General features: G+C 73.3%; 13 protein-coding genes and 1 tRNA gene. 10 read left to right on the forward strand and 4 right to left on the reverse strand.

All coding sequences use genetic code 11. The features are described 5' to 3' along the window. The first annotated feature begins 43 nt into the window (after positions 1–43). From BLT52_RS09985 to BLT52_RS10015, 7 genes are all read left to right on the forward strand, one after another. Positions 44–742 (forward strand): metal-dependent transcriptional regulator, encoded by a 699-nt coding sequence (locus BLT52_RS09985; protein WP_090592907.1) that lies wholly within the window; start codon positions 44–46, stop codon positions 740–742. Continuing rightward, positions 739–1,767 carry a hypothetical protein gene (locus tag BLT52_RS09990; protein ID WP_090592909.1) on the forward strand — a complete coding sequence of 343 codons (1,029 nt, stop codon included), beginning with the start codon at positions 739–741 and terminating at the stop codon, positions 1,765–1,767. The genes BLT52_RS09985 and BLT52_RS09990 overlap by 4 nt, the downstream gene beginning before the upstream one ends. Before the next feature lie 5 nt (positions 1,768–1,772). Then, the gene (locus tag BLT52_RS09995) at positions 1,773–2,537 is read left to right on the forward strand and encodes a class I SAM-dependent methyltransferase (protein WP_090592912.1); all 765 of its coding nucleotides are present in this window, start codon (positions 1,773–1,775) and stop codon (positions 2,535–2,537) included. A 97-nt stretch (positions 2,538–2,634) separates the two neighbouring features. After that, entirely contained in the window at positions 2,635–3,018 is a 384-nt protein-coding gene (gene trxA, locus BLT52_RS10000; protein WP_090592915.1) for a thioredoxin, read from the forward strand. Between the two features lie 270 nt (positions 3,019–3,288). Further along, positions 3,289–3,361: transfer RNA gene (locus tag BLT52_RS10005), tRNA-Arg, on the forward strand. 251 nt (positions 3,362–3,612) lie between these two features. Continuing rightward, positions 3,613–4,989, forward strand: a complete 1,377-nt coding sequence (locus tag BLT52_RS10010) for a UTP--glucose-1-phosphate uridylyltransferase (RefSeq protein WP_090592918.1) — start codon at positions 3,613–3,615, stop codon at positions 4,987–4,989. Beyond that, positions 4,986–5,351, forward strand: a complete 366-nt coding sequence (locus BLT52_RS10015; RefSeq protein WP_090592921.1) for a hypothetical protein — start codon at positions 4,986–4,988, stop codon at positions 5,349–5,351. Before BLT52_RS10010 ends, BLT52_RS10015 begins: the two co-directional genes overlap by 4 nt. 6 nt (positions 5,352–5,357) lie before the next feature. On the opposite strand, the gene mscL is transcribed toward BLT52_RS10015, so the two are convergent. The 3 genes from mscL to BLT52_RS10030 form a co-directional block, all read right to left on the reverse strand. Then, positions 5,358–5,720 carry a large conductance mechanosensitive channel protein MscL gene (mscL, locus tag BLT52_RS10020; protein ID WP_090592923.1) on the reverse strand — a complete coding sequence of 121 codons (363 nt, stop codon included), beginning with the start codon at positions 5,718–5,720 and terminating at the stop codon, positions 5,358–5,360. Positions 5,721–5,838: 118 nt separating this feature from the next. Beyond that, positions 5,839–6,468: an SAF domain-containing protein gene (locus BLT52_RS10025; protein ID WP_090592926.1), complete on the reverse strand. Its 630-nt coding sequence runs from the start codon at positions 6,466–6,468 to the stop codon at positions 5,839–5,841. A gap of 82 nt (positions 6,469–6,550) precedes the next feature. Then, positions 6,551–6,907: an FmdB family zinc ribbon protein gene (locus BLT52_RS10030; RefSeq protein ID WP_090592928.1), complete on the reverse strand. Its 357-nt coding sequence runs from the start codon at positions 6,905–6,907 to the stop codon at positions 6,551–6,553. Between the two features lie 114 nt (positions 6,908–7,021). Between BLT52_RS10030 and BLT52_RS10035 the strand changes: the two genes are divergently transcribed. The 3 genes from BLT52_RS10035 to BLT52_RS10045 all read left to right on the forward strand — a co-directional run bounded on the left by BLT52_RS10035 (position 7,022) and on the right by BLT52_RS10045 (position 11,092). Further along, complete coding sequence (locus BLT52_RS10035; protein WP_090592931.1) at positions 7,022–9,595, forward strand: penicillin acylase family protein; 2,574 nt, start codon at positions 7,022–7,024, stop codon at positions 9,593–9,595. Positions 9,596–9,608: 13 nt separating this feature from the next. Continuing rightward, positions 9,609–10,073, forward strand: coding sequence for an RrF2 family transcriptional regulator (locus BLT52_RS10040; protein ID WP_090592933.1), 465 nt, complete (start codon positions 9,609–9,611; stop codon positions 10,071–10,073). A 119-nt stretch (positions 10,074–10,192) separates the two neighbouring features. Beyond that, positions 10,193–11,092, forward strand: coding sequence for a sulfite exporter TauE/SafE family protein (locus BLT52_RS10045; protein ID WP_090592936.1), 900 nt, complete (start codon positions 10,193–10,195; stop codon positions 11,090–11,092). Here BLT52_RS10045 and BLT52_RS10050 read toward each other — a convergent pair. Then, positions 11,085–13,340, reverse strand: a complete 2,256-nt coding sequence (locus BLT52_RS10050) for a glycoside hydrolase family 3 C-terminal domain-containing protein (RefSeq protein ID WP_090592939.1) — start codon at positions 13,338–13,340, stop codon at positions 11,085–11,087. The genes BLT52_RS10045 and BLT52_RS10050 overlap by 8 nt on opposite strands. Positions 13,341–13,395: the final 55 nt, after the last annotated feature.

The following is a 13,395-nucleotide window of genomic DNA, read 5'->3' on the forward strand; positions in this document are numbered from 1 at the left end:
GCTCTGCAGCCCGGCCCCCAGTCGAACGTAGGAGGACCCTGTCGTGAGCGATCTGATCGACACCACCGAGATGTACCTGCGGACCATCTACGAGCTGGAGGAGGAGGGCATCACCCCGCTGCGTGCCCGCATCGCCGAGCGTCTCCACCACAGCGGTCCCACGGTGTCGCAGACGGTCGCGCGGATGGAGCGTGACGGGCTGGTCAAGGTGCACGGCGACCGGCACCTGGAGCTGACCGAGCACGGCCAGGAGCTGGCCATGCGGGTGATGCGCAAGCACCGCCTCGCCGAGCGCCTGCTGACCGACGTCATCGGGCTGGAGTGGGAGCTGGTGCACGAGGAGGCCTGCCGCTGGGAGCACGTCATCTCCGAGCACGTCGAGAGGCGGCTGGTGGCGCTGCTGGAGTCGCCCACCGAGTCCCCCTACGGCAACCCGATCCCCGGGCTGGTGGAGCTCGGCGTGGAGCGTCCCGAGCCGGACTTCCGGGCCGGCACGGAGATGCTGTCCGACGTCGTGCGGGCCTCCGGCGAGGACGAGACCACCGTGGTGATCCGCCGGATGAGCGAGAACGTGCAGTCCGACCTGGAGTTCCTGGGCACCCTGCGCGCCGCCGGGGTGCTCCCCGGGGTCGAGGTGGACGTGTCCGCCGGCGGCCTGGGTGTCCGGGTGGTGCCCCGCGACCAGCCGGGCTGCGAGCTGGACCTCGAGACGGCCTCGCACCTGTTCGTCTCCCGGCGGTGACCCCGTCCGGTCCCGTGGCTGACCTGGGGCCGTTGCTCGACCACCACTGGTACGACGCGGTGGCCAGCCTGCTCGGGTCGGGTGGGCACGCAGCCTCCCCGGCGGCCGGGCTGGCCAGGGTGGCGCGACGGGTGCTCGACCTGGACGCCGAGGACTTCGGCGCGGTGGCCGCCCAGCACGACCGCCCCTGGGCGCGGCGGCTGGTGGACGCCGCCTTCCCGCTGGAGCCCCGCGACGAGCGCCGCGGGGCACTCTCCTCGCTGGTGCCGCTGTACGAGCTGATGCTGGAGGTGCTCGACCTGCGCGCCGCCCGCGGGGAGCCGCTGCAGATCGTGGTCACCGCGCACCTGATCGGGGAGTTCCTCAGCCAGCTGGCCTGGGAGCCCCGTCTCGGCCACGCCGGGGACCCGCTGCGGATGGCCGAGGACGTCGGCGGGCGCTGGGGGACCGACGACCGGGAGTGCCCGCACACCTCGGCCCAGCGCACCACGGCCCGCCGCTCGCTCCGGGCCGCCGACGGGGACCGGGCCGGCTACACCGCCTACCTGGACCGCTTCCACTCCCGGCTGGGTGACACCCTGGCCGTGTGCGCCATGAACCACCGCACCGTCGCCGCGGGGGAGCGTCCCGACGTGGGTGAGACCTGCCCCGACCCCTGCGACTTCGCCCTGGTCGGCGACCTGCCCGTCCGGCGCGACCTGGACGCCCGGGTGCGGCTGGCCCGCATCTACGTGTCCTCGCCGCTGGTCGCGCTCCGCCACCACGCGCCCGTCGGCCACTTCTTCGGCGTCCCCTCCACCACGGAGATCTCGACCGCCTGGGTCGACACCTGGACCCGTCTGACCCAGCCCTGGGCCGACGGGTCGAACCCCCTGCTGCTGGGACGCCACGGGCGTCCCGGTCCGGACGAGGCGCTGCCCGGCATGTCCGCGCTGGTCTCGGCCGTGGCCGGGCGCCCGATCGGGCCCGGCACCGTCATCCGCGAGCTGGGCGCCGACGTGCGCGCCGCACTGGACGAGGAGTGAGCCCCATGGCCACCGACTGGCGCAGCTACCTGCAGGACCACCACGCAGCCCATCCCGGCGCCGTCCAGGAGGTGCTGACGCGGGTCCGCTCGGGGGACCACAACCCCTACCGCTGGCTGGCGCGGGCCGTGCCGCCGTCGGCGCACCGGGTGCTGGACCTGGCCTGCGGCGGTGGGGCGATGCTGCGCGAGCTGCAGGCCGAGCGACGCACCGTCGTCGGGCTCGACCTGTCCGCCGCCGAGCTGGCCGTGGCCCGCAGCCACTCCGAGGGCCCGTTCGTGCGTGCCGACGGGGTCCGGCTGCCCTTCGCCGACGGGTCGCTGGACGTGGTGACCAGCGTGCTGGGGCTGCTGGTGATCCAGCCGCTGGACCGGGCCATCCACGAGATCACCCGGGTGCTGCGTCCCGGTGGCGCGCTGGCGGTGCTGGCGCCCTCGGTGTGGCTGATGCCGCCCCGGGAGCTGGCCGAGGTGACCCGGCTGACCAGGGTGCTCCGGACCCGCCCGCAGTTCCCCAACCCGGTCGAGCGCACCGGGGTCAAGGCGCTGCTGGCCTGGCACCAGCTGCGGCGGGTGGAGGACAAGCGCGAGGTGTACTTCTACACCGTGCAGGACGAGCAGGACGCCGCGCGCCTGGTGGAGGCCCTCTACCTCCCCGGTGCGACGGACCGGAGGCGCGACCTCGCTGTCGAGCACCTGGTCCACCGGGTCCGCAAGCAGGGCTCGGTGCGGATCGCCGTCGGGATGCGCCGGGTCGTCGCCATCAAGTGAGCCGGACTCGGAATACCGGGCCCGCGGGTCCGGTTGTGCAGACCGAAGAGACCCGCCGGCGTGCGCGACGCGCCGATCCCGAACGAGAGGACGCCCGATGGCCACCACCGAGCTGACCGCCGCCAACTTCACCACGACCATCTCCGAGAACGACATCGTGCTGATCGACTTCTGGGCCGACTGGTGCGCGCCCTGCAAGCGGTTCGGCCCCGTCTACGAGAAGGCGTCGAGCAGCAACCCGGAGATCACCTTCGGCAAGCTCGACACCGAGGCCAACCAGGACATCGCCGGTGGTCTGGGCATCACCAGCATCCCGACCATCATGGCCTTCCGTGAGGGCGTCCTGGTGTTCAACCAGGCCGGTGCCCTGAACGGTGCCCAGCTGGACCAAGTCATCACCGCGGTCAAGGAGCTGGACATGGAGGCCGTGCACGCGGAGGTCAAGGCCTCCCGCGAGCAGCAGGAGGCCGTGGCCGAGTGAGTCACGGGCGGGACGCGTCGTGACCGCGGACGTCCCGGGTCCGCCTGACCCGGGCCTCTGCGCCGACTGCGCCCACGCCCTGCTCAACCGCACGCGACGGGGCCCCGTGTACCTGCGCTGCGGAGCAGCACGCACCGACGACCGGCTGCCGAGGTACCCTCGGCTGCCGGTCGTCGTCTGTCCGGCCCACCAGCCCGTCGACCCTCCGGATTCACACCCGGGTGGGGCGGGCTGACACAATGTCTGCCGATCGCCCGCGCGGCGGTCGAGGCCCTCGTAGCTCAGGGGATAGAGCAACCGCCTCCTAAGCGGTTGGTCACAGGTTCGAATCCTGTCGAGGGCGCCCGTGCAGCACACCCGGACGGCCGCATGGTCACGGGTAGGTGACGAAAGCCGGTGCCTACTTGAAAGCGGCTGACGACGGCGTATCGTTCTCCTCGAGACGGGCGCCGATGGAATGTCTCCTGGGGGTGGGTAGACAGGTGCTTCTCGAAGCCCGACGTCGGCGCCCTCTCCTGAACCACTGACACTGCTCGTCTCCCCGAGAGGGGAGGCGAGCAGTGTCGCGTCCGGCCATCTCCTACGATCGTGGCCATGAGCGCAGAAGGACTTCGTCAGGCCCAGACCAAGATGTCGAAGGCCGGGGTGGCCCAGGCGGCGATCGACGTCTTCAGCCACTACTACGGCCAGCTCGAGGAGGGGGCCACCGGGCTGATCCGCGAGGACACCATCGCCCCGCTGACCGAGGTCGACCAGCTGGCCGACGCCCGGATCGACCCCGAGGCCGCCCGCGAGGCCCTCTCCCGGACCGTGGTGATCAAGCTCAACGGCGGGCTCGGCACCTCGATGGGCATGGACCGCGCCAAGTCGCTGCTGCCGGTGCGTGACGGCCGGTCCTTCCTGGACCTGATCGTCGACCAGGTGCGACGGGCCCGCGCCGAGCACGACGTCACGCTCCCGCTGCTGCTGATGAACAGCTTCCGCACCGTCGACGACACCCGCGCCGCGCTGGAGCAGCACCCCGACATCGCGGTGGACGGGCTGCCCCTGGACTTCCTGCAGAACACCGAGCCCAAGCTGCGCGCCGACGACCTGACCCCGGTCGAGTGGCCGGACGACCCGAGCCTGGAGTGGTGCCCGCCCGGCCACGGTGACATCTACGTCGCCCTGGAGTCCTCCGGCATCCTGCAGACGCTGCTGGAGCAGGGCTACCGCTACGCCTCGGTCTCCAACTCCGACAACCTCGGCGCCGCCCCGGACCCGGTGCTGGCCGGCTGGTTCGCCGCCTCCGGCGCCCCCTACGCCGCCGAGCTCTGCCGGCGCACCGCCGCGGACCGCAAGGGTGGTCACCTGGCCGTCCGCCGCAGCGACGGCCAGCTGATCCTCCGCGACACCGCCCAGACCGCGCCGGAGGAGATGGACCACTTCACCGACGAGCACCGCCACCCCTACTTCCACACCAACAACCTCTGGTGGGACCTGGAGAAGCTGGCCGCCACCCTGGCCGAGCGGGACTCGGTGCTGGGGCTGCCCCTGATCCGCAACACCAAGACCGTCGACCCGGCCGACTCCTCCTCCCCGGAGGTGGTCCAGGTCGAGACCGCGATGGGTGCGGCGATCGAGGTCTTCCCCGGGGCCACCGCGATCGCGGTGGGACGCGAGCGGTTCCTGCCGGTCAAGACGACCAACGACCTGCTGCTGCTGCGCTCCGACGTCTACGAGGTCGGCTCCCGCGGCACCCTGGACCGGGTGGTCGAGAAGGCCCCGCTGGTGGACCTCGACAGCGCCCACTTCAAGAAGATCCGCGACTTCGACGCCCGGTTCCCGGCCGGCGCCCCGAGCCTGAGGGAGGCGACCTCGCTGACCGTCCGGGGCGGGTGGACCTTCGGGGCCGACGTCACCGTCCGCGGTGCGGTGACCCTGGCCGAGGAGGAGGCCGGGGAGGTCCCGGCCGGCACCGTCCTCTCGTGACCGGGGAGCCGCCGCCCTCGTGGCCGCAGCGCCTGGCCTACACGGTCACCGGGGAGGTCCTGGGGGGCGATGAGGAGGCGGGGGAGGATCCGGTGGGCGCGGCCGCGGCCCTGCTCGCCGCCGACGGGTGGGGGGCCGAGCGGGTCCTCGCGCACGCCGACGCCCGACGGTCCGCCGAGCTCCCCTGGCCGCACCCGCTGCCGCCGACGTGGCTGCCGCCGGGCAGCCACGCCCGGTTCGCCGCCCAGCGCGAGGCGCTGGTGCAGCTGGTGGGAGGACGTCGGCAGGCCGGCCCGGCCCGTGGCGGCACCCAGGACGCCCGGGACCGTCAGCTGGAGGCCGACCGGCCACCGCACTGGTGAGCGGGCTCAGCGTCCCTTGAGCAGGTCGCGGATCTCGACCAGGAGCTGCTCCTGGGTGGTCACCTTGGCCTCCTCGCTCTCCTCGTTCTTGGCGGTGAGCGCCTTGAACTTGTTGTACGGCAGCACCACCACGAAGTAGAGGACCGCGGCGACGATCACGAAGTTGAGCGCGGCGGTGATGAAGGCGCCGATGTTGATGCCGGCCACCGCGGTCTGGCTGAAGCCGTCGATGCCGCCGATCTTGCCCAGCGCGTCGGTGACGATGGCCGTGAAGCTGGACACGACGAGGGCGAACGCGGTGCCCATGATGAAGGCCACGGCCAGCTCGATGAGGTTCCCGCGCAGCAGGAAGTCCTTGAATCCCTTCACGGGACACTCCTCTCTCAGTGGACAGCGCCCACGTGGGGTGGGACGGGGTCTGCCGCGACGACGTTAGCGTGGCGACCGCTGCCGGCCCCGGATCCACACCGTGAGCCGGGACGCCCGCTCAGCCCAGCACCAGCGAGAGGGGGCCGGCTGCCGAGGCCTGGGCCAGCGCGAGGGAGGTGCTGGACGACACCTCCACCAGCACCAGGGCGCCGGAGGAGGGCCCCGAGGCGAACAGCCCACCCTCCTCGTCCGGGCGGGGGAGGGAGGCGACCCGGGCGTCGGTGGCCACCACGCCGACCGCGCCGGAGGCTGCGTCCGCGCCCAGCACGTCCACCGTGTCCCCGACCCGGAGCAGCCCCACCACCTCGGCGTCGGCCAGCCGCACCGGGGCCAGCACGCCGCCGTCCCGGCCGTCCTCCGACCGAGGTGCGACGACGTCGACGTCGGTCAGCATGCTGCCGGCGGTCAGCGGCGCGGCGAGGGTCCGTCCGACGACGGCCGCCGGGTCCGTGACCGCGCCCTCGGGCAGGACCTCGGGCTGCACCCACCGCACCACGAGGTCCTCCGTGCCGAGCCGGACCCCGCTGCCCAGCGCGGAGGCGCTGACCACCACCGGTGACCCGGGCGGCGCCTGCGGGGAGAGCGCGGTCACGGTGGCCAGCACGGCGAGCACCGCGGCGGCAGCGGCCAGGGGTCTGCGGTGCCAGGAGACCGCGCGCCGGAGGCCGTGCAGGGAGAGAGCGTCCATGTCACCACCATGGCGACGAGGTCCCGGATCGACCGGGTCGTCCACAGGCCCGCCGGCACGACACCGGGCCTGTGGACAGGGCTCAGCTGGAGCTGGTGCCGCTCTTGGCCGGTGTGCTGCTGCTCGAGGAGCCGGAGTCCTTCGAGGTGGAGGCGGGGGTGCTGCTGCCGCTCCCGGACTCCTTGCTGCTCCCGGACTCCTTGCTGCCGCCGGAGTCCTTGCTGCCGCTGCCCGAGCCGTTCTCCTTCGCGCCCGTGCCGGGGCTGCGGCTGTCGGTCTTGTAGAAGCCCGAGCCCTTGAAGACGACTCCGACGGCGTTGTAGATCTTGCGCAGCTCGCCCTCGCAGCTGGGGCAGACCGTCAGCGCGGAGTCGGTGAACTTCTGCACCACCTCCAGCTCGTGCTGGCAGTGCGTGCATCGGTACTGGTAGGTGGGCATGTCACTCGCTTCGTGGCTCGGTGCGGCAAACGTGCTGATGATACCCCCGCGAGCGAGGTGGTCCCGGCGTCGCGGCGGCCAGGGGACCCTGGAGCCGGGCACTAGGGTGTCGGGGTGCTCCGTCCGCTCCGCATCGCCCTCTTCGGCGTCTTCGTCGGCGTGCTGCTGATGGGGGCGCTGTCCAGCCTGGCGGTGGTGCAGGTGCGGTCCTCCTTCCCCCAGAGCAGTGGCCGCATCGACGTCTCCCGGCTCTCCGCCGAGGTCGAGGTGGTCCGGGACGCGGCCGGGGTGCCGCACCTGTACGGCGACAGCGTCGAGGACCTCTACACCGCGCAGGGCTTCGTCCAGGCGCAGGACCGCTTCTTCGAGATGGACGTCCGCCGCCACGTCACCAGCGGACGGCTGTCGGAGCTGTTCGGCGAGGCCCAGCTGACCACCGACGCGGTGATCCGCACCCTCGGCTGGCGCCGGGTCGCCGAGCAGGAGGTGGCGCTGCTGTCGGTGGGGACGCGGCGGGCGCTCCAGGCCCACGCCGCCGGCGTCAACGCCTACCTGGCCAGCACCGACCCGCAGGAGCTGTCCCTGGAGTACACCGTGCTCGGTCTGCAGGGTGCGCTGCCCGCCCCCGAGCCGTGGACCCCGGTGGACTCGGTGGCCTGGCTCAAGGCGATGGCCTGGGAGCTCAGCGACGCCCGCACCCAGGAGCTGCAGTGGAGCCGGCTGCTGCAGCTGGTCGGGCCCGAGCGGGCCGCCGAGCTCTACCCGCAGCCGGACCTGTCCGAGCTGGAGCCGGTGCTGCCCCTGGGCGGGCTCCGCAACGGCGAGTTCACCGACTCAGCCCGCGACCCGGACCGTCGCGGCACGGAGGCGCTGCCCGGTCTGCCGGCGGGGGCGGTGGACGCCCTGGCGGCCGCGGGGACCGCCGAACGGGCCGTCCCGCGCCTCCTCGGCGACACCGACGGCGCGATCGGCTCGAACTCCTGGGTGCTGTCGGGTGAGCACACCGAGTCCGGCGCGCCGCTGCTCTCCAACGACCCGCACCTGGCCATCGGCATCCCCTCCACGTTCCACCAGATCGGTCTGCACTGCCGGGTGCTCGACGAGGACTGCGACCTCGATGTCTCCGGGTTCTCCTTCGCCGGGATGCCAGGGGTGGTGATCGGGCACAACCAGTCCGTCGCCTGGGGCTTCACCACCCCCTACCTCGACACCGAGGACTACGTGCTGGAACGGGTCCGCCCCGACGGCACCGTCTTCGGCGAGGACGGCTGGCAGCCGCTGGAGACCCGGGTGGAGGAGATCCGGGTGAAGGGGGAGGACGAGGCGCGGCTGATCACCGTCCGCTCCACCGAGCTCGGGCCGCTGGTCTCCGACGTCGACGCGCAGGAGGCGGCGATGGCCGCCCAGGGCGGGGCCGGCGAGGCGCCCGTCGCGCCGGTCGAGGGCGAGCAGTGGGGGGCGGTGCTGCAGTCCACCGCCCTCACCCCCGGCCCGTCCCTGGACGCCCTGCTGGCCATCAACCGAGCCCAGGACCTGGACCAGTTCCGCGAGGCCGCGCGCGACCTGGTCGCCCCCTCCCAGAACCTCGTCTACGCCGACCGCGCGGGCACCATCGGCTACCAGCTGCCCGGCGCCGTCCCGGTCCGGGAGGACCGCGACGGGCGGCTGCCGGCCCGTGGCTGGCAGGAGGACGCCGCCTGGTCCAGCACCATCCCCTTCGAGCAGCTGCCGTGGAGCGAGGACCCGGCCGAGGGCTTCCTGGTCACGGCGAACCAGGCCGTGGTCGGGCCCGACTTCCCCTACCGGCTGCACACCGCCCCGTCCCAGGGCTGGCGCAGCCAGCAGATCCGCGACCGGCTCACCGAGCTGACCGCCGACGGCGGCAAGGTCGACGCCGCCGAGGCCGAGCAGCTGTTCTCCGACACCCGGGTCCGCTACGCCGACGCCCTCGTCCCCGCCCTGGTGGGTGCCCCCGTCCTGGAGCCGTGGGTGGCCGACGGGCAGCGCGTGCTGGCCGGGTGGGACCTGCACGCCGACCCCGACTCCGCCGGCGCCGCCTGGTTCGCGGTGCTGGTCCGCGAGGTGCTCCGGCTGACCTTCGACGACGAGCTGCCCGAGGAGCTGCGCCCGACCGGAGGGGACCGCTGGATGGCGGTGCTGGCCGGCCTCGTCGAGGACCCCGACAACCCGTGGTGGGACGACGTCTCCACCCCGGAGGTCGAGCGCCGCGACGACGTCCTGGCCGAGGCCAACCTGGCGGCCCGCAAGGAGATCACCGCGCTGATGAGCCGGGACCCCGCCGGGTGGCAGTGGGGGAGGATCCACCGGCTCGAGCTGGCCCACCAGACCCTCGGCAGCAGCGGCATCGGTCCGGTCGAGGCCCTCTTCAACCGCGAGGGTCCCGGGCTCGGTGGCACCACCGGCACCGTCAACGCCCTGTCCTGGGCCGTCGACGAGCCCGGCTTCGTGCCCGACAACGGCCCCACCATGCGGATGCTGGTCGACCTGTCCGACCTGGACGCCTCCCGCTGGATCAACCAGACCGGTGTCTCGGGGCACGCCTTCCACCCGCACTACGACGACCAGGCCGAGCTGTGGGCCCGCGATGAGATGATGCCGTTCGTCCACAGCACCGAGGCGGTGCACGCGGCGGGTGTGGACGTCCTGGTGCTCGCACCGGTGCAGTGAGGAGGAGGCGAGGATGAAGCTCTCGGCCCGGGTCGACTACGCGCTGCGGGCGGCCTGCGAGCTGGCGGCCGCCGACGGCCCGCGCAACGTCGAGCAGCTCTCGACCGCCCAGCAGATCCCCGCCAAGTACCTCGAGAGCATCCTCGGGGAGCTGCGTCGCGGGCAGGTGCTGCGCAGCCAGCGCGGCCCGGTGGGTGGCTTCCGGCTGGCCCGACCGGCCGAGGAGATCTCGATCGCCGACATCATCAGGGCGCTGGAGGGCGAGCTGGCCAACGTCCGCGGCAACCGTCCCGAGGACCTGGAGTACACCGGGGCCGCGGCCGCCCTGCAGCAGGTGTGGATCGCCCTTCGGGCCTCCGAGCGCGCCATCCTGGAGCTGGTCACCCTGCGTGACGTGGCCGACCAGACCATGCCCGAGCTGGTCCGCACCCTGGTGGCCGAACCGGCGGCCTGGGCCCGCCCCTCTCGCGACTCCTGACCCGCCCGGACCACCCGTCCAGGCACTGAGACCGGCTGTCCACGGATCCCCGCGCCCGACTACTCTCCAACAATCCCTAGTGAAGACGTGGGATTACAGGGAACCGGGAGGGTGGACCGATGCGCAAGCTGATCGTGCTGGCGGTGGTGGGGCTGCTGGCGCAGCTGGTCGACGGCAGCCTGGGCATGGGGTACGGCGTCACGTCGTCCACCCTGCTGGTGGCGGTGGCGGGGCTGACCCCGGCGGCGGCCTCGGCCTCGGTGCACATCTCCGAGATCGTCACCAACGCCGCCTCCGGCCTCAGCCACTGGCGGCTGAAGAACGTCGACTGGGGGGTGGTGGCCCGGATCGCCGGTCCCGGCGCGGTCGGCGCCTTCCTCGGCGCGACGGTGCTGAGCTCGATCTCCACCGAGGTCGCCGCACCGGTGATGAGCACCATCCTGCTCGCCCTGGGCCTCTACATCATCATCCGCTTCGTGGCCGGGATCCGGCCCCGGATCGGTCGCCCCCTCGGGTTCAGGGCCCTCGGCCCGCTGGGTCTGTTCGCCGGGTTCATCGACGCCACCGGGGGCGGCGGCTGGGGACCGGTCGGCACCCCGGCGCTGCTGGCCGACGGACGGCTCCAGCCCCGCAAGGTGGTGGGCTCCATCGACACCGCCGAGCTCGCGGTCAGCGTCTCGGCCAGCATCGGCTTCCTGGTCGGGCTGGGTGCGGCCGGCATCAGCTGGTCCTTCGCCCTGGCGCTGATGATCGGCGGCGTGGTCGCCGCACCGCTCGCCGCCCTGCTGGTCCGCCACGCCCCGGCGCACCTGCTCGGGGTCGTGGTCGGCGGCATGATCGTGCTGACCAACTCCCGCACGCTGCTGCGGGCCGGCGGGGTGGACGAGACGACCCGCTGGGGCCTCTACGCGGTCGTCGTGCTGCTGGTGGCGGCCTCGCTGGTGTGGACCGTCCGCCGGGCCCGCCGACGCACCGACCAGGCACCTGCCGCCGAGGTCGAGGACGTCAGCGTCAGCTGAGGTCGCCCGTCCGAGCGCGCCAGGCCGCGGTCATCCGCCCCAGGGCCTCGTGGTCGGGGGTCATCGTGCCGAAGTTGGCCAGGGTGCTCATCGGCATGCTGCCGACCACGCTGAGCAGGTCGCTGTCCAGCACCGCCGCCGGCTGACCCGCCGCCGCCTCGGCGGCCAGGAGCTCACGACCCACCGGGTCCGCCACCCACTCCGCCAGCGTCGACCCCGCGGTCAGCGGCTCGGCCAGCCGCGGTGCGTCGACCTCGATGCTGCGGGTCAGCGGCAGGTCCCGCGAGCTGTGGCCGACGGCGACCTCGAAGGTGCCCGCCTCGACCGCCCAGCGGCCCTGCCGGGTGGCCCAGAAGGAGAAGGCGCGCTGGTCGAGCACGACCCGCACCCGCTCCGAGGCGCCGGCGGCCAGGCGGACCTTGGTGAAGCCCTTGAGCTCCCGCGGCGGCCGGGCGACGCTGGCGTCGGGGTCGCCGACGTAGACCTGCACCACCTCCGCGCCCTCGCGCCGGCCGGTGTTGGTCACGGTCACCTCGACGGTGGCCGCGAGGCTGCCGGCGGCCACCGATCCCGTGGTGGTGACCTCGAGGTCGGATAGCGCGAAGGTCGTGTAGGAGAGGCCGAAGCCGAAGGGGAAGGCGACGTCGAGCCGGGAGGCGTCGTAGCCGCGGTAGCCGATGAAGACGCCCTCGCCGTAGCGCACCACCTGCGCCTCCCCGGGGAAGTTCAGGGAGGACGAGCTGTCCTCCAGCCGGTGCGGGACGGTCTCGGCCAGCCGCCCGGCCGGGTTGACCCGCCCGGTGAGCACGTCGGCGATGCCCCCGGCCGCCGCCTGCCCGCCCAGCCAGGCCTCCAGCAGGGCACCGGCGTGGGGGAGGACGTCGCCCAGCACGACGGTCGACCCGTTGACCAGGACCACGACCACGCGCGGGTTGGCCGCCGCGACCGCGGCGAGCAGCGCGAGCTGGTTGGCCGGGAGGTCCAGGTGGGTGCGGTCGAAGCCCTCGGACTCGTCGGCGGCGGGCAGCCCGAGGACCACCACGACGGTGTCCGCGCCGGCGGCGACCTCCACCGCCTCCGCCCGCAGCGCCTCGTCCTGCCCGGTGGTGCCGATGCCGTAGCCCGCGGCGAAGGGCACCTCGCCCCGCTCGGCCCGCAGCTCCTCGAGCAGCACGTCCACCCGGGTCGGCTCGACCTGCGAGGAGCCGGCACCCTGGAACCGCGGCGTGCGGGCCAGCTCACCCACCACCGCCAGTGAGGTGTCGGGGGCCAGCGGCAGCAGGCCCTCGTTGACCAGCAGCACCACCGACTCCGCCGCGGCCTCGCGGGCCAGCGCGTGGTGGGCGTCGACGTCGAAGGTCTCGTCCAGGTCGAGCACGGCCGCGCCCTTGCTGACCAGCTCCAGCACCGTCCGGGCGCGGGCGTCCAGCACCTCCGGCGGCACCTCGCCCGAGGCCACCGCGGCAACCACCTCGCCGGGGCTGCGGGGCGCCGGAGGCATCTCGAGGTCCAGCCCGGCCAGCAGCGCGGGCACCCGGTGGTACACCGCACCCCAGTCGGAGACGACCAGGCCCTGGAAGCCCCACTCCTCGCGCAGCACCGTGGTCAGCAGCCAGGGGTTCTCCGAGGCCGACAGCCCGTTGACCTTGTTGTAGGCGCACATCACCGTCCAGGGCTGGCTGGCCGTGACCACCCGCTCGAAGGCGGGCAGGTAGATCTCCCGGAGGGTCCGCTCGTCCACCTGGGCGTCCACCCGGAGCCGGTCGGTCTCCTGGTTGTTGGCCGCGTAGTGCTTGACCGAGGTGCCCACCCCCTGGGACTGGATCCCGTCCACGATGCCCACGGCCAGCTCACCGGCCAGGAAGGGGTCCTCGGAGAAGTACTCGAAGTTGCGCCCGCACAGCGGGGAGCGCTTCATGTTGATGCCGGGGCCCAGGACGACCGAGAGCCGGCAGGCGCGCGCCTCGCGGCCGAGCGCCTCACCGATGCGCCGCAGCAGCGACGGGTCCCAGCTGGAGGCGACGGCCGAGGCGGTGGGGAAGCAGGTGGCCGGGAGCGAGCCGCCGAGACCGACGTGGTCCCCGTCGCCGGGCTGGGCCCGCAGGCCGTGCGGGCCGTCGGAGACCATGATCCGCGGGACGCCGAGGCGCTCCACCGGTGCGGTGTACCAGAAGCCGGAGCCGCTGGTCAGCGACGCCTTCTCCTCCACGGTCAGCTGGTCGAGCAGTCGCTCCACGTCGAGGGGCATCGTCGCGCCTTTCCTTCGGCCGGTCCGCGCGGCGTCGCGCGGGTGCCCATCGTGT

This window comes from Auraticoccus monumenti (assembly GCF_900101785.1).
Lineage (GTDB): Bacteria > Actinomycetota > Actinomycetes > Propionibacteriales > Propionibacteriaceae > Auraticoccus > Auraticoccus monumenti.